The organism is Mariniflexile sp. HMF6888 (assembly GCF_044335535.1).
In the GTDB taxonomy this organism is placed as follows: domain Bacteria; phylum Bacteroidota; class Bacteroidia; order Flavobacteriales; family Flavobacteriaceae; genus Mariniflexile.
In genome coordinates this window covers 14,529-39,672 of record NZ_JBIQVZ010000006.1, presented here as the reverse complement: position 1 = coordinate 39,672, position 25,144 = coordinate 14,529, and the positions used below count along the sequence as shown (strand labels likewise).

General features: G+C 34.2%; 18 protein-coding genes. 8 read left to right on the top strand and 10 right to left on the bottom strand.

Translation table 11 applies throughout. The features are described from left to right. Positions 1 to 53: 53 nt before the first annotated feature. Together ACGLWY_RS13830 and ACGLWY_RS13825 are read right to left on the bottom strand one after the other, a co-directional pair. Positions 54 to 1,931 carry a sodium:solute symporter family protein gene (locus ACGLWY_RS13830; RefSeq protein WP_396620259.1) on the bottom strand — a complete coding sequence of 626 codons (1,878 nt, stop codon included), beginning with the start codon at positions 1,929 to 1,931 and terminating at the stop codon, positions 54 to 56. Further along, positions 1,931 to 4,186, bottom strand: coding sequence for a GH92 family glycosyl hydrolase (locus ACGLWY_RS13825; protein WP_396620258.1), 2,256 nt, complete (start codon positions 4,184 to 4,186; stop codon positions 1,931 to 1,933). Before ACGLWY_RS13825 ends, ACGLWY_RS13830 begins: the two co-directional genes overlap by 1 nt. 129 nt (positions 4,187 to 4,315) lie before the next feature. Here ACGLWY_RS13825 and ACGLWY_RS13820 point away from each other — a divergent pair, with 129 nt between their 5' ends. Together ACGLWY_RS13820 and ACGLWY_RS13815 are read left to right on the top strand one after the other, a co-directional pair. Then, entirely contained in the window at positions 4,316 to 5,374 is a 1,059-nt protein-coding gene (locus ACGLWY_RS13820) for a sensor histidine kinase (RefSeq protein WP_396620257.1), read from the top strand. Between the two features lie 286 nt (positions 5,375 to 5,660). Continuing rightward, positions 5,661 to 6,374 (top strand): LytR/AlgR family response regulator transcription factor, encoded by a 714-nt coding sequence (locus ACGLWY_RS13815; protein WP_396620256.1) that lies wholly within the window; start codon positions 5,661 to 5,663, stop codon positions 6,372 to 6,374. A 182-nt stretch (positions 6,375 to 6,556) separates the two neighbouring features. On the opposite strand, the gene nagB is transcribed toward ACGLWY_RS13815, so the two are convergent. From nagB to ACGLWY_RS13800, 3 genes are all read right to left on the bottom strand, one after another. Continuing rightward, positions 6,557 to 8,470, bottom strand: a complete 1,914-nt coding sequence (gene nagB / locus ACGLWY_RS13810) for a glucosamine-6-phosphate deaminase (protein WP_396620255.1) — start codon at positions 8,468 to 8,470, stop codon at positions 6,557 to 6,559. Positions 8,471 to 8,867: 397 nt separating this feature from the next. Next, positions 8,868 to 10,973, bottom strand: coding sequence for an alpha-L-fucosidase (locus ACGLWY_RS13805; protein ID WP_396620254.1), 2,106 nt, complete (start codon positions 10,971 to 10,973; stop codon positions 8,868 to 8,870). A 1,439-nt stretch (positions 10,974 to 12,412) separates the two neighbouring features. Next, complete coding sequence (locus ACGLWY_RS13800; RefSeq protein WP_396620253.1) at positions 12,413 to 13,204, bottom strand: HEPN domain-containing protein; 792 nt, start codon at positions 13,202 to 13,204, stop codon at positions 12,413 to 12,415. A 190-nt stretch (positions 13,205 to 13,394) separates the two neighbouring features. Here ACGLWY_RS13800 and ACGLWY_RS13795 point away from each other — a divergent pair, with 190 nt between their 5' ends. After that, a complete protein-coding gene (locus ACGLWY_RS13795) occupies positions 13,395 to 13,613 on the top strand; it encodes a helix-turn-helix domain-containing protein (RefSeq protein ID WP_396620252.1) in 219 nt (72 codons plus the stop codon). A gap of 232 nt (positions 13,614 to 13,845) precedes the next feature. Here ACGLWY_RS13795 and ACGLWY_RS13790 read toward each other — a convergent pair whose 3' ends face one another. The 3 genes from ACGLWY_RS13790 to ACGLWY_RS13780 form a co-directional block, all read right to left on the bottom strand. Next, positions 13,846 to 15,186: an exonuclease domain-containing protein gene (locus ACGLWY_RS13790; RefSeq protein ID WP_396620359.1), complete on the bottom strand. Its 1,341-nt coding sequence runs from the start codon at positions 15,184 to 15,186 to the stop codon at positions 13,846 to 13,848. Then, positions 15,183 to 15,953 (bottom strand): XRE family transcriptional regulator, encoded by a 771-nt coding sequence (locus ACGLWY_RS13785; RefSeq protein ID WP_396620251.1) that lies wholly within the window; start codon positions 15,951 to 15,953, stop codon positions 15,183 to 15,185. Before ACGLWY_RS13785 ends, ACGLWY_RS13790 begins: the two co-directional genes overlap by 4 nt. Positions 15,954 to 16,170: 217 nt before the next feature. Then, on the bottom strand, positions 16,171 to 16,488 hold the full coding sequence (locus tag ACGLWY_RS13780; protein ID WP_396620250.1) for a transposase: 318 nt from the start codon (positions 16,486 to 16,488) through the stop codon (positions 16,171 to 16,173). Between the two features lie 220 nt (positions 16,489 to 16,708). On the opposite strand from ACGLWY_RS13780, the gene ACGLWY_RS13775 reads away from it, so the two are divergent. Then, the gene (locus ACGLWY_RS13775) at positions 16,709 to 17,257 is read left to right on the top strand and encodes an alpha/beta hydrolase (RefSeq protein ID WP_396620249.1); all 549 of its coding nucleotides are present in this window, start codon (positions 16,709 to 16,711) and stop codon (positions 17,255 to 17,257) included. A gap of 157 nt (positions 17,258 to 17,414) precedes the next feature. On the opposite strand, the gene ACGLWY_RS13770 is transcribed toward ACGLWY_RS13775, so the two are convergent. Further along, positions 17,415 to 19,805, bottom strand: coding sequence for an aminotransferase class I/II-fold pyridoxal phosphate-dependent enzyme (locus tag ACGLWY_RS13770; protein ID WP_396620248.1), 2,391 nt, complete (start codon positions 19,803 to 19,805; stop codon positions 17,415 to 17,417). Between the two features lie 821 nt (positions 19,806 to 20,626). Between ACGLWY_RS13770 and ACGLWY_RS13765 the strand changes: the two genes are divergently transcribed. Continuing rightward, positions 20,627 to 22,183 (top strand): Fic family protein, encoded by a 1,557-nt coding sequence (locus ACGLWY_RS13765; protein ID WP_396620247.1) that lies wholly within the window; start codon positions 20,627 to 20,629, stop codon positions 22,181 to 22,183. Positions 22,184 to 22,533: 350 nt separating this feature from the next. Further along, complete coding sequence (locus tag ACGLWY_RS13760; protein ID WP_396620246.1) at positions 22,534 to 22,869, top strand: hypothetical protein; 336 nt, start codon at positions 22,534 to 22,536, stop codon at positions 22,867 to 22,869. A 170-nt stretch (positions 22,870 to 23,039) separates the two neighbouring features. On the opposite strand, the gene ACGLWY_RS13755 is transcribed toward ACGLWY_RS13760, so the two are convergent. Continuing rightward, entirely contained in the window at positions 23,040 to 23,459 is a 420-nt protein-coding gene (locus ACGLWY_RS13755) for a winged helix-turn-helix transcriptional regulator (RefSeq protein ID WP_396620245.1), read from the bottom strand. A gap of 23 nt (positions 23,460 to 23,482) precedes the next feature. On the opposite strand from ACGLWY_RS13755, the gene ACGLWY_RS13750 reads away from it, so the two are divergent. Together ACGLWY_RS13750 and ACGLWY_RS13745 are read left to right on the top strand one after the other, a co-directional pair. Then, the gene (locus ACGLWY_RS13750) at positions 23,483 to 24,721 is read left to right on the top strand and encodes an FAD-dependent oxidoreductase (RefSeq protein ID WP_396620244.1); all 1,239 of its coding nucleotides are present in this window, start codon (positions 23,483 to 23,485) and stop codon (positions 24,719 to 24,721) included. Positions 24,722 to 24,736: 15 nt separating this feature from the next. Then, positions 24,737 to 25,132, top strand: coding sequence for a DoxX family protein (locus ACGLWY_RS13745; RefSeq protein WP_396620243.1), 396 nt, complete (start codon positions 24,737 to 24,739; stop codon positions 25,130 to 25,132). Positions 25,133 to 25,144: the final 12 nt, after the last annotated feature.

Below are 25,144 nucleotides of genomic sequence, written 5' to 3'. Positions count from 1 at the left end.
ATTTATTTATTATTAAACGTCACTTTTTATTATTCAACAAAAAATCCTGTGTTCTAATTTGGTATTTTCTTTACTTTATCCAGCCATGTATATTTCAAAATGATTGAAGTAATCAAAAATACAATTAATGACACTATTGTTTTTGGATAATCTCTAATTACTAGATATATAGGAAGTAAAATCATGCTTGACTGCCAAACAATCCCAATAATGCAATTCAACATATCCCTTGTAAATTCATTGTTTTTTTCAAAAGTTTTATCGTCCTTTTTCAGTGCTTTGTAAATAGGGCCCCACCAGCCCCAGGGGCGTACATTGGTATAAAATGACTTAAGCACCTCCATATTTGTAGCGGGTGTTAAAAGTGTTCCTAAAAAGGAGCCTAATAACGATACCGCAAAAATGATGGGAAATACATAAATTGCTGAGAGTTGAGCTAAATGGTATAGCCAAGTGCCTACTTCAAAATTTGCCTTGTTTTGGTCTAATAAAAACTGTAAGGTTGCAATAACCAATCCTGAAGCCATTCCATAAAAATAGCCCCAACCATTAAAGCGCCACCAAATCCATTTTAAAAAGTTTGCTGCTACATAACCTCCAAATAACGCACTGGTTATCCATAATGTTAAGGAGTTAATGGAATTAGCAAAAAAGCCCATAAAAACTCCAAAACCAACGACTAGAAAAGAAGCAATATGACTTACTTTTATATAATGTGCATTTGTTTCTTCCGATTTAAAGTATTTTTTATAAATATCATTTACAATATATGCTGGTCCCGCATTTACAAAGGCTGAAAATGTGGACATAAATGCCGCCAATAAACCTGCCAACAACAAGCCTTTAATTCCTACCGGAACATGGAAATTAATAACTTTTGGCAATAAAATTTCTAGATCGCCTCCATTTAATAATGCATCGGCATTCATTTCAGGAGCCAAGGTTACCAAAGCTATAACGACAATACCTGCTATCATTAAATATCTTGGAATAAACAAAATCAGGTTTGTAAAACCACTCATATAAGCCGCTTCTTTTACTGATTTGGCTGAGAGGATTCTTTGCAAATCGTAACTTGGCGTAGGTCCAGCAATACTTGCAAAAAAGCCTTTAAAGAGTGACATTCCTATAAAAGCCCCAAACATTTTATACCCTTCGGAATCTATTAAATTATTAAAAGCTTGATATTTTTGGTTCCATTGTGCATCAAGTTCCCAACCAAAAAAGACATTCTTCCATTCATCACTAATTACCGATGTTATCTGTATATCACTAAACTCAAAGAAAGTATATCCAGCAACCAAAATTCCCGCAACAACCATAATAACATATTGTAATACCTCTGTTGCTACTACCGAAAACATACCTCCTTTAACCGTATAAACAGTCGTTAAAAAAATAATCATTAAAGCATACGATTGTTCTGATGTTAACACACTTGTATCACCAACATGCCATGAAAAATCCCAAGGTAAAATGATAGTCATAAATTTACCGATACCTTCAAAAAAATAAGCGATGAACCCGATTGCCGAAACAATAGCAAAAATGGCCACTATAATATGGGATGCTTTACCTGCTTTATCATTTCCAAAGCGCGTTAAAATCCATTCAGAGCCAGTCATAATATTAGATCGTCTTATCCAAACAGCTAAGAACATCATCACAAAGATTTGGTTCCAAATGGGCCAGAGCCACATAAACATAAAACTTTTAACGCCGTATAAAAATAGGATTCCAACCATCCATGCAGTTCCAGATACGTCAAACATTCCCGAACCATTACTTAAACCCAGATAATACCATTTTATGGATTTTCCTCCAAGGAAATATTCGTCCAAACCAACAGATGCTTTTTTAGAAATCCAGATTCCAACACCTACTGTTAATAATATATAGCCTAATATTATTGATACGTCTATAATATTCATCAGTCTCTTTTGTTATTAGTTAATCCCCAATTTTTATTAGGACTGGATCCCATAACAACATGTAAAATACCTCCTTGCATTATTTGTTGATGTGAAATGGATGTTTGATTAAAATCTACACCGTTTAGCGTAGCCGATTGAATGTAAAAATTTTGATTTGAAACGTTTTCTGCTTCAATAACAAAGGTTTTGCCTTCGGGAAGCTTTATAGTTGCTTTTTCAAAAATGGGGCTTCCTATTTCGTATGCTCCCGAAGCTGGGTTCATGGGATATAACCCCATACTACTAAACACATACCAAGCAGACATTTGTCCACAATCTTCATTGCCACTTAACCCATTAGGCGTTGTGTTATATTGTGTATTTAAAATATGGTGCACCCAAAACTGCGTTCGCCAAGGCTTATTGGCTTTATTAAACATATAGGCTATATGGTGGCTTGGTTCGTTACCGTGTGCATACTGACCTATTAACCCTGTTATGTCGGCAGATATGTTATCACCGGTAATTTCAGAACTTTCTGTAAACAATTGTTCTAAACGATTTGTAAAAACGGTATTGTCTCCGTGTAATAAAATAAAATCTTCCACATTATGAGGTACAAACCAGCTGTGCTGCCATGCATTGCCTTCAGTATAATCGGTTTGTTCTCTATGGTTGGAATGTTTGGCATCAAATGGGCTATTCCATGATTTTCCGTCTTCAGATTTACCTCGCATAAAACCAGTTTTGGTATCAAATACATATTGGTAGGCTTTAGAACGTTTTATAAAAAACTGATAATCCGCTTCTTTTCCTAAAGCTTTTGCCATTTGTGCTACACACCAATCATTAAAGGCATATTCTAAAGTTATGGTTACCGATTCGTCCAATAAATTATATGGAATATAACCGTATTGCTTATAGAAATTCAACCCACGTTCGTCTTGCATCATGGTTGTTTTCATGGCTTCGTAAGCCGCTTCTGCATTAAAACCTTTTATTCCTTTGATATAAGCATCTAATATGACGGGGATTGAATGATACCCTGTCATGGTATTGGTTTCATTGGCATAAAGCGTCCAAACCGGTAATATTTTTTTAGTTTCATAATAGGCCAACATAGAATTAACGATATCTGATACTCTTTCTGGAGCTATAATTGTTAACAGAGGGTTTTCTGCCCTAAACGTATCCCATAGTGACAAGGTGGAATACGCCGTATAATTTGTTGCCGTTTCAATACTATCGTTCTCCTTTCTAAATTGGCCGTTTTTATCGCTGTAAATTACCGGTGCCAATTGTGCATGGTACATGGCTGTATAAAACATGGTTTTTAAAGAATCTACGGGTGTTTCTACCTCTATTTTTGACAATGCCTCATTCCAAGTTGTTTGGGCTTGATTTTTTACACTTTCAAAATTAAATCCATCTGTATCTAAGTTATCTTTTGCGTTGGCTATACTAACCGATGAGAGCGCTACTTTCACTACTAGTTCCTTAGTGTTTTCTGCATCAAAAAACAATTGTGATGCTACTTTTTCTGCTTCAGTGGCCGTACTAGCAATTGGTTTTCCATCAGCAAACAAATGATGTTTGGAAATTGGTTTGGAAAACTTTGCAACGAAAAACACTTTTTGGTTTTTTGCCCAACCTGTACTAAACCTATAACCACTTATGGTATATTCATCTTCAATGGTAATAGCTGTTTTTGTTGCTTTATCCCAATTGATGGCGAAACCTAAATCTATAATTAAAGCTTGTTCATCATTTTCGGTAAAGGTATATTTATGAAAAGCTGTTCGCTGTGATGTTGTTAATTCAACATTTATTTTAGGGTCTTCAAGAAAGACCTGGTAATATCCTGGAGTAGCCGTTTCGTTCTTGTGGCTATAAGATGATTTGTACGGAAATGAATCTCTGGAAGTTGGTTGTATTGTTAAGTCTATCTCTTTATTTGTTGGCATAAACAACACATCTGCCAAATCGCCAATACCCGTACCACTTAGATGTAAATGGCTAAAGCCAACAACAATAGAATCGGAATAATGATATCCCGAACACCAATCCCAACTAGAAATACCATTATCTGGGCTTACTTGTAGCATGCCAAAAGGAACTGTTGCTCCAGGGTAGGTATGCCCATGCCCTCCAGTTCCTATAAAGGGATCTACATGGTTAACTAAAAACGGCTTTTTATAAATACTATTACCAGCATTTTTTTTACAACTTATAACTGAAACAGTAAATAAAATTAATAAGAGAATGTTCTTCATGTAAAAACTATCTGAATTTAAGTCTAAATTTTCATAAATTTAAACATTATTAAAAGTTATTTAGACGGACAACATATTAACTAAGCTAAACATCAAAAAAAGCAGCGACAACCTATCAATCTTTGCATAATGATTTTCAATTCTAATAAATTTTATAAAATCCCAATACATTATCATATCATCTTTTGGGTCATCTATTTTTTGTTTAATACATTTCGCTGGGGAAGCTATTTTAATGATTATTTATATTCATTAAAATCCAACTTAATAGGCTTTCCAATTCACATGACGTTATGCTATTTGAATATCCTGGTGCTTATGCCCCGCTTGGTATACAAAAAAAGATATGCACTATATATCCTTTCGGTTTTGACTGCTATATTTATTATGGTTATTGTAAAGTTTAACCTCACGTATTTATTATTAGATCAAAATGTTTGGCCAGAAGGGCCTCAACCTATAGATAAATTAACACTTAACTATACCATTGAGATGATGATTGGCGAGCTTTACGTCATTACATTTACCACAGCGATTAAAATAACATTAGACTTTTTAAAAGAGCACAAAAGGGTCACCGATCTTGAAAAATCCCAACTAGAAACCGAGTTGCTTTTTTTAAAATCGCAAGTGTCTCCCCACTTTTTTTTTAATACCCTTAACAACATCTATTCTTTATCTGTTGAAAAGTCCAACAAAACACCCAAAGTCATTTTAAAGCTTTCTGAATTGATGCGCTATATGCTTTATGAAACTAAAAACAAGCGTCAAACATTAGAGAATGAAATACTTTGCATTCAAAATTATTTAGACTTGGAAAGAATTAGGCATGATGAACGTTTAGAGGTAAACGTGTCTATTTCCGGTGATATTCAGGACAAAGAAATTGCGCCTATCCTGCTGCTGTCCTTTGTTGAGAATTCTTTCAAGCATGGTGTCAATAAAAACATTGGAAAAGTAAAAATTGATATTATCTTTAAAATTAAAGAAGATTTTCTTTATTTTACAATCTCAAATCCCATGCCCGCAACTACAAAATACGAAGAAAACCTAAGCAAGTCCAGTGGAATAGGCATTGAAAATGTAAAGAAAAGACTTGAATTAGGCTATAACAAAAACGATTATAAGCTAAGCATAAAAAATAAAAAGAATAATTTTGTGGTAAAACTTGTAATTAGAGTATCTTAAAATAGAACTCATCTTGACTTTTTTGATTGAAGCGAAAAATACCCTTTGCGCTGGCTGGCTCGTTTGCTAAAATAACCCACTGGGTTATTTTTATACGCTCCGTCCTGTTCCAGATTTTAGCTTTTTAGCACTTCATAGCAGCGATACGGAGTAAAAAAAAAGGTAAAATATGGGGTAAAAAGATTATTTTGCAGCCAATTGAAAAAAGTCAAGATGAGTTCATAATTTGCTCATTCTTTTAAAACATTCATTAGATTACCCTGACTTTAATAAATATTAATTAGAAATGAAAATAAAGTGTTTGATTATAGATGATGAGCCATTAGCTATTAATGTTATTAAAAACTACTTAGAAAAAATTGAAGATTTTGAACTGGTTAGCTCATTTAGTAATGCCATTGATGGTTTAAATTTTTTAAAAAGCAACCACGTTGATGTCATCTTTCTAGATATTAACATGCCCGTACTAGATGGTATTAATTTTATAAAAAGCTTAGTGAACCCTCCTTTACTAATTATTACCAGTGCCTATGATGAATTTGCAATAGAAACCTATGAATTAGATGTTTTGGACTATTTAGTAAAGCCTATCGAGTTTCCTAGGTTCATGAAAGCTCTAAATAAAATCAACAGAAGACTTGAAGTTGTTAGTAAAGTACCATCAGAAAGCACCAAAGAACGCCCTTATATTTTCGTGAAGATTGATAAAAAGAAAATGAAAAAAATCTTTTTAGATGAAATCTTAATTATAGAAAGCTTGAAAGACTACTTAAAAATAAATACCTTAACAGGCAAGTATATAGTACACAGCACCCTAACGGATTTCACCAACTTATTGCCAGAAAGGGATTTTATAAGAATACATAGATCTTACACCATTGCGATTGATAAAATTGATGCTGTTGAAGGAAATAGTATAGAAATTGAAGGTCTTAGGTATGTTATAGGTAGGTCTTATATTGATGAAGTGAAACAAAAAATATTGAATTCGTCCATATAATTATAAACATTAGTGTCCCATTAAAGAAACTAGACCACTTTTCTAAAAGAAAATAGACTATAGACTAAATGACTACAAACTGAAGAGACTGCCTTTTCAGACAGCCTCTTTCTTCTTAAGGGTACTACTAAAACTATTAATCTAAGCAAAAACAACTGCTTAATACTTTTGTGCTAAACGCATTAAAAATAATAACGTTTGAAAGCTTCAATGGCGGCATATTCCGCTAAGCCTAAATCGTTATATTTTTTTGCTGTTAGTCTATTTCTATCTTCAACACGAACCCAAAACTCTCTAGAGTCATCTCCTTGAAACATAACGCCATCTTTTTGGGATTGGTGGTAAAAAATGGCATGTCGTTTTTTAAGTACCTGATCTGGACTCATAGGAACAGCCATCTCAATTTGATAGGAATCCCACTCATGCCAAGCGCCACGGTATAACCAAACCCAACAATCATTCATATAATCATTACGCTTTAATCTCTTTAAAGCTTCAAATAGACTATCTAGACAAACTTTATGGGTTCCGTGTGGATCTGCTAAATCGCCCGCAGCATAAATTTGGTGTGGTTTTATGGTTTCAATAATATCACACATAATGTCCACATCAGCTTCAGAAAGGTTGTTTTTCTTTATGGTGCCGGTTTCATAAAAAGGAAGATCTAAAAAGTGAACATTAGAATCTTTTAACCCCAAATATCTGGTGGCTGCCAAAGATTCACTTCGCCTTATTAATCCTTTTAGTTTTCTAACTTCTATAGAATCGATATCATTTTCAGATTTATTCTTTAAAAAGTTTATAATATTTGCCGCCTCACTTGAATTTTTATTTAAAGCCATGGAAATCTCAGCGAACTTTAAAGCTTCTTCATTAGACACCGCAATATTTCCAGATGTTTGATAGGCTACATGTACTTCGTGACCTTGTTCTACGAGCCTATCAAAAGTGCCTCCCATAGAAATAACATCGTCATCTGGATGTGGACTAAAAATAATAACTCTCTTTTTGGTAGGTGTTGAACGCTCTGGGCGATGGCTATCATCTGAATTTGGTTTTCCTCCTGGCCAACCCGTAATGGTATGCTGCATTTTATTAAACATCTTAATGTTTAAATCGTACGCAGTTCCTTCTTCTGTTAGCAAACTAGACATGCCATTATCGTTATAATCTTTATCCGTTAGCTTAAGGAATGGTTTCCCCATTAATTCACTTAGCCATACAACAGCTTTCAGTTTTAATTCTTCAGTCCACACACAGGATTTTACTAACCACGGTGTTTTTACTCTTGTTAATTCAGATGAGGCTTCGCTATCTAAAACAAATGTTGTGTTATTGTGATCTTGCAGATACGTTGCGGGTACATGTGAAGAAATCTCGCCTTCTATTGTTTGCCTTATAATGCCTGCCTTACTAACACCCCAGCCCAAAAGCACAATTCTTTTAGCATTTCTAATGGTACCAATTCCCATCGTAATGGCTTTTCTAGGGACGTTTTCAATCCCTAAAAATGCTGGTGCGGCATCTATACGCGTTACATGATCTAAGGTAATACTTCTTGTTCCGGAATTAATATGGGATCCTGGTTCATTAAATCCTATGTGTCCTGTTCTACCGATTCCTAACAATTGAAAATCCAATCCTCCATAAGATTTGATTTTCATTTCATAATCTATGCAATACTGTTGTAAATCTTCACTGCTTACCTTACCATCTGGAACATTAATATTTTCAGGAAGAATATCTATATGGTTAAAAAGATGTTCATGCATAAAATGAAAATAACTTTGAATATTATCCTTATCCATAGGGTAATATTCGTCTAAATTAAAAGTTACCACATTTTTAAAACTCAAATCTTCTTCTTTGTGCATGCGCACGAGTTCTTCATAAACTTTTATTGGTGAAGATCCTGTTGCCAGCCCTAAAACACATAACTCATTTAACTCACTTTTCCTAAGAATTAAATTTGCAATTTCTTGAGCTACTAAAACAGACGCTTCTTGTGAAGAATTGAAAATAACATTATGGATTTTTTCAAAACGGGTTTCTTCAAATTTTCCGGCTTCTTTAAAATGGATACCTTCTTTTATCATTTTATTAGCATGTTTTTTAATTACATTAATATTAATAAAATTAAACTTTTTATTAATCCTAAAAATCAAAAATTCGACTAATAACTAACGAGCATCGGCAAATGAATAAAAAATTTCTAGAAAACAGATTATCCTCGGGGGCAGAGCCATAGAGGTATACTTCGACTAGGCTCAGTACAGGTTTCGACTGTTTCATTTTTACCCCTGGACCAAAAATCGAAATTTTGTATTTTACCTCACCAAGAACTGTCCGAAAAGGCAGTTCCTACCTCTCCAAAGGTGAGGTGAATTGGACACGAGCAAAACGAACTGGTGAAACCAACCCCGAGGCTGAGCCATCGGGGAATTATTTATATCAAACTTTAAATAAAAGCGCCTCTATATGTCTTCGTTTTGGTTACTGTTTTTCAATAACACCTATTTCTCCAATAGAAATGGTTTGCCCCAGATCTACCCCAGATTTGGCTACAAAACGCACATACCTTGCTTTTGTTGAATCGAATATTTTTACCTGCTCTATGGGATTGTTTTTAATGTTTGAAAACTCGCCAACCGAACGCTTTAGCCATTTTATGTTATCAATACTTGTATAAAACTCATAATTAGACACCAAATTAAGGTTATTCCCCACTTGTTGCGGTGTATATGTAAATCCGTTTATCTCTATCAAATCTCCCATATCTACAGTTATTGTTTGCGGAAGCTTATCGGTTTCTCCCCCAAAAGACCAGCAGGTACTGGGGTTTCCATCAATAACGCTTTCTGCTAATTTTAAATCGCCACTCGTTGCCGAAACTATGGTCCATTTTTCTTTAGACTTTCCATATTTAGCTGTTCTAACACCACTGTTTATATTTTCATTTGTATTTCTTGCTATTGCTTTTATTTTTACTGCTTCGCTAAATATAAATGGCTTATCATAGTGGGTACTATTTATGGATGGTTCCGACCCATCTGTGGTATAATAAATATGATCGTTTTCTTGAGCTGTTATGGTTACAAGTCCTTTTTTATCTCGTTGTATTAAAGGTAAACGCACCAATGTAGGCGCATTATAAGCTTCAATTTTCGAAATAACAATACAAGCTTTTGAGTCCGTAAAATTTATTCTAAGAGCCTGAGCGACAACCCTATTTACACGTAAAATCCTTTTATACCCAATGGTAGTCTCATTAGCTATCGTTTGCCACTTCCCATTAATTTTAGCTTCAACATCAAATGCTTTTATCCGCTGCCCTAGTTTTATATATTCCTGAAGAAGCATACGATTTATGGGGGTTGGTTTATCAAATTCAAACGTAATAGATGCTGATTTCACAGCATCATCGGTAGCCCAATATGTGTTCTTGTCTCCATCTATAACATGTTTAGCGTTATAGGAACGACTTCCTCCCCGAACATTATTTGCTGACACCTTAGTACCTGCCAATAACTCTGTTTTAAAATCAGCTTTAATTGTTTTGGCGAACTCTTTCAGTCTTGCTTCGTCATGTTCATTAATCAATCCTCTTTTATCTGGAGGAATATTAAGTATTAGATTTGCATTGCGCCCAATGGATTTATAATAAAAATCAACCATATCATCTATAGGATGTACCAAATCGTCTTCTATTTCATGATAAAACCACCCTGGTCTAATGGAAACATCTGCTTCTCCAGGCACCCACTTTTCGCCATCTTCATGCCCGGACATATACTCTGTATAGTGGACTTTGCCATTCAAATCATCTTCTTGGCGTAAAAGACACCAATTGGTTTTGTTTGCATACCCTTCTTCATTACCTATCCATCTAGCTTCCGAAGGACCAATGCCCCAAACAAGTGTATTAGGGGATATTTTATATATTAATTTATAAGTCTCTTCCCAATCATAATACTTGAGCGTATTTATTTTTCTCAGTTCGTTGGCTCCTCCATAATAGCCGTAACCTCCATTGGCACCATCGAACCACATTTCAAATACATCACCATAATTGGTTAATAATTCGTTTAACTGATTTCTAAAATAGGTGACATATTCAGGTTTCCCATAATCGGAATGATTTCTATCCCAAGGTGATAAATAAATCCCTAATTTTAAACCATAATCTCTACAAGCTTCTGCCAATTCTTTAACCACATCCCCTTTACCGTTCTTCCAAGGAGAATTTTTTACTGAGCGATCGGTATATTTTGATGGCCATAAACAAAACCCATCATGATGTTTTACAGTTAAAATAATGCCTTTCATTCCAGTTTCTTTAACAATACGTGCCCATTGACGTGTATCCAAAGCCGTTGGGTTAAACAATTCTGGAGATTCATCGCCATATCCCCACTCTTTATTGGTAAACGTATTTAACGAAAAATGAATAAACGCATAAAACCCCAACTCATGCCAATCCATTTGTTTTTGCGTAGGCAGAGGTCCAAATGGAGTCGGTGGATTCACCGATTCCTGGCAATTGCTAACTATAAAAACACTGAAAAAACATAAAATAATTATACTGAATTTCTTGATCATACTTATAGGTTTATCGAACCCGTTTAAGATTTTTTAATTGAAGCGAAAATCGGTCATTTTGCACTTGGTTGAAGACTTTTTTAAGTTGCATAGCAGGGCTACGGAAAGAAGAAAAGACAAAAAGCGAATGAAAAAGGATGATTTTTTAGCCAATTGTGAAAAGTTTAAACGGGTTCATTATCTCAAAGCTAACGCTAATTGATATTTCTATTTATAAAATTTCGACCAACAACAATTTTGAAAGTGTCATAAGTTTGATCCATCCCGAAATGGCTATAAGATATTTTTATAAAAAAAATCAAACAAGGTATCAGCAACACATTTTAATCCTTGTCCCGCTTCTTCCTTCTCCTCCAAAGAATATAAAAGATAATCATTAGTACAGGCAGAACAATATATACAATGACATCAAATGTGTTTGTAAGGTCAATCGGATCATTGTCATCTGGGTTTCGTGAGCCTATAGGTAATTGTAAAGGATATAGTTTGCTTAACATTGCTTTTTTTTGAATGACTATTATGCAATTTACGAAATTAAATAGACTGTCCCTGTAGGTTTCCTAAATATGCAGGGCAAACTCATGCTTTTATTTGAGAATTAATTAGCCACGAACCTGTCTGCCGATAGGCAGGTACACGAATAAAACTTAGGGTTATGTAAAAATATCATTATCACGAATAAAAAATCTATAGATTTTTTTAGAAATTAGTGATAATCCTTTTGTTTTACCAAAAAATAGAAAAATTTGTGAATTCGTGGCTTTCCTTTCTATTAAAGTATGAGTTTGCCCTGCCATCTAACCGTCTAACTGATTTACGATTTACGATTAACGATTTTTGATTTAATTGCTCCACAACAACTTTTTATGTTGATACATTTTTATCGTTATGCACCATTTCACTCATATAAAAAATATTTTTCCAACTTTCCAACCATCTAACTATCTAATAATCTAACTTTCTAACCTTCTAACTGATTTACGATTAACGATTGACGATTTTTGATTTAATCACTCCACAACAACTTTTTGTGTTGATTCATTTCTATGGTTATGCGCCATTTCACTCATTTAAAAAAATGTCTTTCCAACCATCTAGCCATCTAACTTTCTAACCGTCTAACTGATTTACGATTAACGATTGACGATTTTTGATTTAATCACTCCACAACAACTTTTTATGTTGATACATCTGTATGGTTATGCGCCATTTCACTCATTTAAAGAAATGTCATTCCCACTATCTAACCTTCTAATTGATTAACGATTAACGATTTTTGATTTTTGATTTAATTGCTCCACAACAACTTTTTGTGTTGATTCATTTCTGTGGTTATGCACCGTTTCACCCATTTAAAAAATATTTTTCCAACTTTCCAACTTTCTAACTATCTAACCGTCTAACAATCTAACAATCTAACAATCTAACAATCTAACAATCTAACCATCTAACATACAAGCTTCCAGTTTTTCCCCATACAAAAGGGCCACTACAAAGTTTAGATGCCATGCTTTTTCCGATAGGATTTTCAACTGAAACTTGGTAATATGATAGTTTTTAACGTAACGGGCAGTGATGTAGGCATCATCCAATAGTTTTAACAGGTCGCGGTCTTCTTTCCTATCCATATTAAAGATACGTCCAAGTTCCGGGGCAAACGCCTTGATATGGGTTTGGTGCTCCTTGATACTGTGACTTTTTATTTCTTTGCCCATGACAAGAAGCTCTGCATTGCGGAACCATATTTCCATGTACTGGTGCAGCATAAAGGCAGCCTGGGGGAAATTCTTGTTTTTTATGTATAATGTGGCGTCTTCCATAAAAGCGCCTACGCGGCTAAGTTCGTTTTCAAAACCCAACGCCATGGCTTCTTTGGTGTCTTTATGTATTACAGGCACTTTCAAACCTGCATCGGTATTGTCGCTTTTGTAGATTAGTTTGGAGGGATGGCATCCATGAATAAAAAATAGGTTTGCCTTCCTGAGTTGCTGTTGGGCATATTCAAACGAAAATATACGGTATAAGACATCTGTTTCTTCCTGAAATATTTTAGCAACCATTGAAGATAATTCTTGGGTTATGGAAGGACTGTTTTCTTTTAGTATCACAATTAGTAACGACTTGAAACCACTATCTTTTTCAGGTTTTGATTTATAAACATATTTAATTTCCAAAAGCGATTTTAGTTGGACAATCATCTGGTCTTGTTTAGCGTAAATTTCATCGTCCATACTATTTTTTGGGTTATTTCGAGTGAATTTATATTAAAAATACAAAAAACAATGTATCTATTATTTATACAGATGTATTAAAAATCAATACTAATGCGTTAAAAATAAACCCAAATCCAAAACAAAAATGTAATTATTTCATACAATAGTATACACTTTCTATATTTATGTATTCAAAAAAGATATACAAATGACTGATTTAGGATTATACTTAGCTAAAAAATCTATAAATAAAGCAGAGGTTGCTAGAAGAACTGGGATAAGTAAATCTCGTTTAAGCCAATTAAGCGGAAACGATTCGACCAAACTTCGTGCTGATGAACTTTATTTAATTGCTTTAGCAATTGATGTAGACCCTAGGGACATTTTTAAAGAACTTTTTAAAGACTTAAAATTACCCAAGGTGTAATATTCTTTCGGTTCTGAAAAATAAGAATATAAAACAACAAATATAAGTTTATAAATCGAAAAATTTTATCTTAAATGTTATTTTTATATACTGAAAATAGGATACATACATGACAACATTAGGACGCTTCTTTGCTAAAAAATCAATAAACAGATCGGATGTGTCTCGCAAAACCGGCATTAGTAAAAACTGAGCAGGTTCCATAGTAAACAAAAAAAACTTGTATGCCTACTTATTTCCCCACAGCCATATAACTTCTAATAATCTTCTGAACATCCACATTATCCTTTTGGGGAATCAAATAAGTCTCTAAATCATCTTTTGACATTATTTGTTCCGACCGGTCTATAAAGCCATAGCCTGCATACACGCTATTTTTAATCATCACAAAGGCCTCTTCTTCGGCATGACGGCCTTTTTCTTTGATAACCACATCCTTGGCGTATTCCATAGTATGCTTTATGGCGTTTTGAACACGGCTATTGTAATCAGTGACAGATTCATTTTCAATACAAATGCCTTTACAGGTTTTAATGAGGTAATGTGAACATTGGGCGACTCCTTCCTGTAGATGGCAATACTTGGGGCATAATTCAAATTGCATGCAAAGGCGTTCTAAAAATTGTCTGCAATCCGTAATGTTATAAAAGGTCAGTAATGGGTTGGGTGCTCCTTTTAAAATATTGTATGCCAAATGGATGATGCCGTTTCTGTCCTCAAACATAAAAATGGCATAAGCTTTAGGTATTCTTTTGGAAGCTTGGTTATACTCTGGGAAATGTTTTTTTATGGCGGCATCTTCCATAAGAAGTGCGATAAGCTCACTGCCTGATAGTTCAAAATCGATATCGGCTGTTTCCCTGCAAAGAAGAAGTTCCCGTTCCGTTTTATTATAAAAATGACCCAAGACCCGTTTCTTTAAATCTTTTGCTTTGCCTACATAAATGACTTTTCCTTTTTTGTTCTTAAAGTAATAAACACCTGCTTCGTTTGGTATCGCGTTAAATACGGAACTTGGCAAATGTGGCGGTAAGGTGGCTTCTTTAGACGATTTTTTAAGAAAGTCATTCATTACGGTTTCAGAGCCATCGGTTTGTAATAACTTTTCAAAAAGGATGACGGTGGCTTCTGCATCTCCTCTAGCCCTATGTCTTCCGTTGATGTCAATATCCAAGGCCCGGCAAATTTTTCCCAAGCTATAGGACTTGTGGCCAGGAATCAATTTTCTGGAGAGTCGTACCGTACAAAGCTTTTTTCTTGTAAAATCAATCCCTAAGGCCTTGAACTCGTTCCGTATCACATTGTAATCAAAATTGACGCTGTGGGCAACAAAAACCATCCCCTCCGTAATGGCTAAAACGGTATCTGCAATTTCTGAAAATGTTGGTGCCTTGGCAACCATAAAATTATCAATGCCCGTTAGAACTGTGATGTAATCGGGTATATAACTTTGGGGATTCACCAAGGAGGTAAATTCATCAATAACTTTATGTCCATCATATTTGAAAATAGATATTTCCGTGATTTTATTCCCTTGTCCCGTAGTCTCAATATCAACGATGGTGTACATTATTTTATTTTTTCTAAAGCCTTTAATTCAACTCCCAACTCATTAAACATGTTGATGATACTGCTTATTTTTAGTTCTTGCTCACTATATTCCTGGGTGTTGATACTACATGTAAACTCCCATAATTCAAGGACTTCGTCTATAGGGACACTGTAGTCGTTATAGGTTTTATTGTCTGATATTAGGAGCAGTGAGTTATTCAATTCAATGTTGTTAATGACCCGCTTATAAACCATACCCTCATTAAGGGTCACAAGCACATAGGTTTTTCCGCTTTTTATATCGCTTCTGTCTTCCACAAAACGCCCCACCACATAGGAGCCACTTTTCATGGGCAACATGGAATCTCCCTTTATGGGAAAGGCCCTGTGCTTTCCTGTCGGCAGGAATGGGAGTTTTATTTTTTCCAACTGTTCTATGTATTCAGGATCATCGTAGCCAGCCAAATAGCCAGCAGAGGCTTTTATCGGAACGACTTCAATGAGGTCATTATTGTCATTGTCTACGGTGATTGGAAATAAGATGCGTTGGTTTCCTATGTCTATAAAAGAGGTGTCCGTTGCTTTTGTTAGGTCATTCTTCAACAGAATATCAATAGGCAATTTAAAATAATCAGAGATTTTAATCAACATCTCAATTGTGGGTGCTGAACGTTCTTCCTCGTAGGAGCTTATACGTGAACGCGTTACCTGAAGAGCATCCGCAAGGGTTTCTTGTGTGAGTCCTTTCAGGTGACGTAAATGCCGAAGGTTTTTTGATATCATTTTCATAATGCTACAAATATAAGCAATAATCGCTACATTTTGTAGCTTATTTTGTTGCGTGCGTAAAATTTTTGGCTAGCTTTCAAGGTTCAGGGTTCTGGGTTCTGGGGTTTCAATGAACGTTTTATAACTTTAAATGTAGCTGTTTTATGGTAACTACAAAAAAGTCTTTACATTACTGTAAAAGCTTTTTGTTGTTTTTTGCTTACCCACTAACTGCAAGTTAGCGGTAGCGTACACTGGGAACAGCGGGGATATCGTAACCCAAAAAGTAAAGGATGTCCAAGCGCATACTGCAATGTTCGATAAGCTTACGGTCACTGATGATATTTTCTAAATACCCCACTAGGCATAGTTTGAAGAATACCACGGGATCGGTGCTCTTTTGCCCACTGCTGCCATAGAAGCCTTTGGCCTGGCTATATAAAAAGTCTAGGTTTAACACGGCTTTTAACCGCCGGTAGAAATTGTGTTCCGGAACACGAATACTTAACTGAAATTGATTGAACAATTTCTCTTGATATTGTTTTTTGCCTTGCATCCTTAAAAATAAGAATTCAGTTACAAATATTCAAATTTTTTATTTAAATTTGAGGGGTTGTGCAACAGGCACAACGTGTATAAATAATAGCGGTTTTAGTGCTTAATCAAAGTTACTTTTTTATCTTTAAAGTCAAGATATAAACCGAAAATTTAGTAAGTATAAATCCGCTACTACTCATACACTCAACGTTGTAAGTCATTACCGAAAAGAACAAAAAATGAAACCAAGATTAATAATATTATCTGATTTATGGGGAATTGAAAAATCTGAATGGGTTAAAGATTATATTAAAATTTTAGATTCCAAATTTGAAATTCAATTTTATGATTGTTGTAACTTAGGACAGATTGATAAATCTGAATATGTAGAAAGTAATTTACACAATCAATTTGTAAACTACGGAGTAGAAATTGCAGCAAAAAGACTTTTAGAATTAGAGAAAAAAAGAATTGATGTTTTGGCTTTTAGCATTGGAGGAGCAATTGCTTGGAAAGCACAATTGAACGGATTGAAAATTAATAATTTTTATTCAATATCTTCAACCAGACTGAGATACGAAAAGGACAAACCCAAATTTCAATTAAAATTATATTTCGGAGAAAAAGATAATAATCGACCAACTTCTGATTGGTTTGTTAGAATGGATCTTAATCCGAAAATATTTAAAGACAAAGGACATAATTTATACTCAGAAATTAATTGTATAAATGAAATATGTAATGACATAATAACGCCTTACAACACCGTACCCTATGAAAAGCACTAGCCTAGTTCCCAAAAGTTAATATTTATTTTTTAATTACCTCATAATGATGGTCCTATGGTGTTGGAATGTTGGTAATCCAGATAGGATTACCAACATTCCAATGCCTTTAAATAACTTGCTCCGTATCCTATTTGTAATATTCTTTTTGTATTCAACTTTATTTCAACAATTCCATTTCGGCATAAGAGCTATGTTCTAAAGCCATTACAAAACCATAAGTCTTTTCGGGAATAGCCCCTACTTTCTTTTTTTCCATCTCGGCTGTATATGCCATATCAACCTTTTCGCATCCTAATTGCTTGGCACGCTTAGCTGTTTGATACAAGATTTGTTTGTAGGTTCCGTTTTTACGAACATAGTCGTAATCAAGCCCCACAAGTTGAGCATAATAAACGGTCCCTATTACCTGACTTATCATAACCGCAACAGCATGCTCAGGGCCGTTTTTTAGATAGACATGTATAAAATCATAACTCGGATCGTTAAACATTTTTTGAAAGAGTGAAAAGGGAAGTTCAAAAACAGATATTTCCGTCGATTGCTTGTAAACCTTTCTGTATAACTCGAAAACATGTCGTTGGTCTATCTCTGTTGTTGGTCTTTCATAACTTACCTTAAACAAATCCTCCTTTTTTAAAATTTCTTTCCTTAGTGAATACCTATACTTCTGAGGAAGTCGTTTAAGAAGATCTTCGGTATCGTCCCAAGTCATATTGTTGACCACACAGTTATTCGGCAACTCCAATTCCAATAACCCAAGCTCCAGAAGTAACGGTTCCAACCTGTCTTTTTGCGATACACAAAACTCGCGTAAAATAATTTTAGAAGCTTCTTTGTTTTCAGCTAATTCCTGAAGAAAATCGACATGTATTTTTACAGCTTCCTTCCAATCATCGTGAGCATAGTCAACAAAAATACTTCTCCCCTTTGTAAATGGTGTACCAGACATTACAGTTTTTGAGGTTAAATAAAATTTATTCACTTTCCTGATCTCTTTAATCTTTGCCGAAACTTCCTTGCTCGCAAGCAAGTCATCCATCATAATGGACAACGAATAAACAGAAGCCAGAATAATGTTTCCGTTTTTATCGCGAACAATATGATAATTTATCTGCCAGTTGTTTTCTACAGCTTCATTATCTCTGAAAACAGCTTCCAATCCTTTTAAATTATCATATTCATTGGATCCGAATTTATAAAACAAAGCATTCCACTCCTCTGGATCAATCTCCGCTATTGAATTATAATGCTGATCGACCAGGTGCATTTTCATCTCATGTTTCTCCGATAAAAATTGATGTTTCGTTAAAAACGGAGACAATTTAAACTGTTTAGCTACAGCTTCCGGAGAGCTGGAATCTGATAATAATCCGAGCACATATTCTTTTTGCAGATTAGTAAGCATGGCATCAATCTGCTCTATAGTTAAATTATCATTAATCATAAACCTTATCCCCCCTTTTTTCATAGGGGTGGCAGGAAATCCGGCACTATTAAGGTAGAATCCTTTTCTCTTCATTCTTTTAATAATCGTAATAATGGTTCGGGGTAATCCAACAGGAATAAAAAATAAAGGAGAATCCGTTATCTTATACTGAGGCAAATCCAGTTCGTTCAAACGGCGATTCGTAAAATTAATTTTCTCTTGAAGGCTATTCTGAAACTCTTTAAAACCAGCGGTCTGATGAAGCTTGGCCGAGGCGATTCCTGCTCCGAGCATTGGCGGTTGAATAGGACCCGAAAAAATAAGTGTTGTTCCACAATTCTTAACCTTTTGATACATTTTTTGGTTTGGAAATACCAACAGACCGCCAGAGGCTGCAAAAGATTTGTTTAATGAGGTCGCTAATACCATTTTATCGTGGTGTTCCATCTGACTCCTTACATACCCAATTCCATGTTCTCCAGTCCATCCCATACCATGGGCATCGTCAATATACAAATGGAACTTTTTGTAGGTATTCAGTAATTGATCAATTCTATGCAGTGGCGCATAATCACCGTACATGGAATAAACCCCATCAGCCATGTACCAGATGCGATTGGCTTTTTCACTTAATAATTTGATTTTAGATTCAAGGCTATTCATATCATTATGTGGAATAAGATGTACCTGTATTTTATTGGCTTTTAAAATTTTGGCAGCCATCTGAACACTTGAGTGAACCTGGAGATCCAGGATCACCACATCTCCTTCTTCTACTAATACGGGAAGCGCAGCCAAATGCCCCAGTGTTGTACTTGCTGAAGCAATCACAGGCTTACCAAACATATTCGATAATTCGGTCTCCAGTTCCTTGTACAAGCCAATGGATAAATAAGTGCGCGATGTGGAAAATTGAGTGCCGTAGGCATCAACGGCATCTTTAACACCCTGCTTTATTAAGGGGTGATATTCGAGACCTAAATAACTACACGAGCCAAAATTTACATAATCGGTATTATCAATTGAAACATTTGCTGAGTCCAGATAGGTACCCGATGTAAACTTTTGTAGAAGCCCTCTATCTACACCGTCCTGAATTATTTTGTTTAAATTTTTAATCATCTATTTTGAAGTTCTGTAGGGTTAATTTCATAAAAAACTGTACGAATATATATGTTTATCTATTTATAAAATACCAATGCCACTATTTATATTTTATTTTGAAAAAAGATCGTCCCTAACCAAAATATTATAAAATAAAGTTGCCAAAACTTATAAAATTGACAACTGCATCCGGAGATAGCCAGAAGAAAATGGCATACAGACTCCCCGAAGGTTTTAAATAGATATATTTGTAAGCTTCAAATGCGTGTCAATCTTATTTGTACTGATATAGGCATTTTATTCTCCGAATATATTTTTATATCCAGATTCGGTGTCACGGCTTACACAACTCCTAATTTCAAATAAATCAATAAATTTTGACACTACTAAAAAATTACAAATCATTAAAAACAAGCAACTTACTATTTACCGAGCAACGATGATTAGAGAGACATTAGAGAATTTCATAGTTGTGCAACAGGCACAACGTGTATAAAAAATTGCTTATTTTAGGCTTAACCAATGTTAGTTGCTCGTTTACTAGCTTCTGATTTTGCTTGCGCCAGTTCGCTTCGCTCGTGTCCTTCGGAAAATCCCCGCACGCAAACACGCAACTTTCCATACACGTAAACGTTGGCATACATTAGAACAATTCAGTTATAAATCATTTATTTTTGAATAAGTTTCTGTATATTTGCATGCAAGGCTAATTTTAATACGTCGCGTAAGGCTAATTTACATTCATCATTTAAAGCTAATTAAAGCACAACTCGCTAGGCTAAATTTGGCACAAAAAAAAATAGAGCTGCAATTAAATATAAAAAACAGCATTTATTCATATGGCTACACCAGGAGAAAAACTCGCAGCATCACTTCAGATTCTTCGTGAAATTCAAGAAGAACAAAACATTGTAGCAATAAAAACATCTGAAATAAACAGAACACATCGCGAACGACTTACCAAAAATGGATTTTTAAAAGAAGTCGCCAAAGGTTGGTATATAGCAGCAAATCCAAATGAGAATTTAGGGGATAGTACTTCTTGGTACACATCATACTGGCAATTTTGTTCAAGATATTTAAAAGATAAATATAACAATGCTTATTGCATTTCTGCAGAGCAATCTATTTTAATGCATTCAGGCAATAACACAGTTCCAAGTCAATTAATTATTCGTAGCCCTAAAGCACCAAATAAGAACATACCCCTTTTACATAATACCTCATTATTTGAAATGAAATCTCCATTACCAAATACAGCGGAGATAATAGAAGTCAACGGAATAAGAATGTTAACTATTACTTCTGCCTTAATTAATTGCTCACCTACAATGTTCAAAAAAAATCCGACCGACATGAGAACTATTTTGGCATTAATTCCTGACTCATCTGAATTACTTAAACAACTATTAGATGGCTCTCATTCAGTAATTGCAGGCAGATTGGCTGGAGCTTTTCGGAATATTGGTCAAATCCAAATAGCTGACGAAATTGTTTCTACAATGAAAATGGCAGATTTCGATGTGAGAGAAATAGACCCTTTTGAAAACAAACTACCTATTAGACTATCCTTTAGAGAAAAGTCACCATATGCAAATAGAATAAAAATCATGTGGGAAGAATACAGAAAAGTAGTAATTAAAAATTTTCCAGATGGTCCAGGACTTGCCAAAAATCATGAAGAATATTTAAACTCGGTGGACCAAATATATTTGACTGATGCATACCATTCTTTATCTATTGAAAGATACACCGTATCTGTGGACCTAATTGAAAAAGTAAGAAGTGGTAATTGGAACATAGAAGAAAATAATGAAGACAGAAATCAACGAGATGCAATGGCTGCCAGAGGTTATTGGCAAGCCACCCAATCAATAAAAAGTAGTATTAAAAAAATTCTAAATGGCACCAATTCAGGGACCGTTGCGGACCAAGACCATACCAAATGGTACCAAGAATTATTCGCTCCTAGTGTTACAATTGGAATTTTAAAGGCCTCAGATTTGGCTGGATATAGAACAAATCAAGTATATATTTCACAATCGCAACATGTTCCATTGAATAAAGAAGCTGTAAGAGATGCAATGCCAATCCTTTTCGAATTATTGGAAAACGAAAGTAATGCAGGAGTCCGAGCTGTACTTGGCCATTTTATCTTTGTTTATATTCATCCATATATGGATGGCAATGGAAGAATAGCTAGATTTTTAATGAATTTAATGCTTGCATCAGGCGGATATCCCTGGACAGTGATTCCAGTAGAAGAACGCAAAGCATATATGAATTCATTAGAAAAAGCAAGTGTTGAAGGCGATATTGAGTCGTTCACTCTTTTTATTTCCAATTTAGTTAGAGAGAGTCTTAAAGGAACTCCTATTGCGAAATTAAAAACATAACAATAAAAAAAACGTATGCCAACAATGGTAACTGTTGCACAACTCCTAATTTCAAATAAATCAATAAATTTTGACACTACTAAAAAATTACAAATCATTAAAAACAAGCAATTTACTATTTACCGAGCAACGATGATTAGAGAGACATTAGAGAATTTCATAGTTGTGTAACAGGCACAACGTGTATAAAAAATTGCTTATTTTAGGCTTAACCAATGTTAGTTGCTCATTTACTAGCTTCTGATTTTGCTTGCGCCAGTTCGCTTCGCTCGTGTCCTTCGGAAAATCCTCGCACGCAAAACCACACTATTATTATACAATCACGTTAGGTGAAACAAAATTGAGGTAAAATGAAACCAGAAGATCTTATAGATAAGCAATTAGAATTTTACAATAAAAACCTTCTTGATCTATTTTGTAATACATACTCTGATAATATTGAGATTTTTGATCTCAAAAGTGGAAAAGTAATACTCTCGGGTAAAAAAGAATTATATGAAAAGTATGATTTTCGGTTCAATGTGCAAAAAGTACAAACAAAAATAATCAACCGCATTATCATCGGAAATTCTGTAATTGATCAAGAAGAAGTTTCAGGTATCAAAGAAAATGAAATAGTGAAAGCCGTCGCTATTTATGAAATCGAAAACGATCTAATCAAAACTGTAAAATTCATTTTCGAATAGCAACTTTGCATATACGTATACGTTTAGCGGTAATCCTTCATATTCAGAAGCATTGACCTCTTAGGCTAACGCAAGGTGAAGGAAAAGGTAAATAAGAGGAATAAAAATTACATTTGTAATATATTGATTTTTAGTAATTGATAAAAACGTTAGTCAGAAGCAACCAAACATCAACGTTCTCGATTTTCAAACAGCTGATACATCTTTTGAACAAATTCGGTTTTATTTGATTTAAACTTATTGACAAACGGTTTTGCACCATCTTTCAAATGGTCATTTAAATTGTTATCACTCCATTCAGCGATTTCCAAAATTATCGGAAGCAATTCTTGTCCTTTTTGTGTAAGACTATAAATATTAGTCTTCTTATTTCCTTCCTTTTTTCCTTTATCAATAATTCCTAATTCTTCAAGCATAGATAGTCTATTTGAAAGAATATTAGTTGCAATTTTTTCACTTGAATTACTAAAATCACTATACGTTTTCTTTCCCGAAAACATCATATCTCTAATAATTAATAATGACCATTTATCACCTATTATATCTAATGCTGAACTAATTGGACAATTTGACCTGAAATTTTGTTTCATTATTTTCAATTATCACTTGCACTTTGAAAGTTATTTTATACTTTTACTTGCAAAACAAAAGTAAAACAAATCAGGATAAGTACAAAACGAATATGAAACATTCTGAAATAGTAATTTTAGGAGCTGGGGTTGGAGGCTTGACCACTGCAATAGCACTCCAACAAAAAGGATTTGAAAACATCTGCATTTATGAACGTAGAAAAACAGCATCAACAATTGGTGCAGGATTGGTTCTATGGGCAAATGCGAATAAAATACTTGATAAACTTAATCTACTTACAGAGGTTGAAAAAGTTGGTGGAAAGTTAAAAGAAATGCAACGTTGGAATGAAAGTGAAGAATTTTTAGGAGCAATTAGTATCAATGATATTAATACAATTATTGGTTCAACAAGTTACTCGATTAGCAGAATCGATTTTCAAAAAATTCTATTACAGAAAGCAGAAGAACTGAACATCCCTATTTACTATAATCATAAAGCCTCGCTGTTATCTGATCAAGGAAATAGAACTTCTATAACTTTTGAGAATAGTATTAAAATAAATGCTGACATAATAATTGGAGCAGATGGAAGAATGAATTCAGTTGCTCGACAATATGTTAATGGAAACAATACACCTATTTATCAAAACTTTGTCAATTGGATTGGAATAGTAGAAAGCGACAAACCGATTTTTTTAGAAAACAACGTTTTGGACTTTTGGGGTTACGGAGAACGTTTTGGGATTGTGTCGATAAACAAATACAAAGGATATTGGGCTGGAGGAAAATCCTTGCCTTTAAACTCTTCGCACAAAAACCGGAATAGTAAAACTCAATTACTTAAAATATTTGGTTCTTGGTCGCCAAAAATCAGAGAAATTATACAATTGACTACAGAAGAAAATATTAAGTACATTGAAGTTTTTGACCACAACCCTATTCCGAAATGGCATAAAAATAATGTATGTTTAATTGGGGACTCGGCACATTCTGCATTACCAACGTCAGGACAAGGTGCTTGTCAAGCAATAGAAGATGCGTGGCATTTTGCTTCTATTTTAGAAAAATCAGAAACAACAGAAGGTGCTTTTAGTAAATTTCAAAAAATAAGATTTGAAAAAACTACAATAATCACAATGGCAGGAAGAGATCTTGCAAAATCACTATTTAATGAAGACTTAATATTTTGCGAACAAAGAAATGAAAACGCAAAAACAACGAACTATAAAACGGCAAGTCAAAATATAGCAAAATTGTGGTCTAAAGACTTACCTAAATAAATTAATTAATCAAAAATGAAGAAATCACAAAAGTATATCAACAGAATAGGACGGATTTTATTCAGTCTTATATTTATTGCAAGTGGATTAAGTAAAATTGGAGATTGGGATAAAACCATTTCGTATATGGAATCTCATAATATGGTGTATACTCCCTTTTTCTTAATAATGGCAATATTATTACAAGTTACAGGCGGATTATCTATTATCATGAGTTACAAAACCAAAATTGGAACAATATTCTTGTTGATATTTATACTTCCAGCAACATTCATTTTTCATAATTTTTGGACTTTACCAACCGAAACTGAATTAGAGATAATTACTCAACAAGCTGAAATGGTTTCGTTTCTAAAAAACATGACAATCATTGGCGCTTTATTTTTGATATTCAACAACGAAAAAGAATAAAGCCTACCGCTA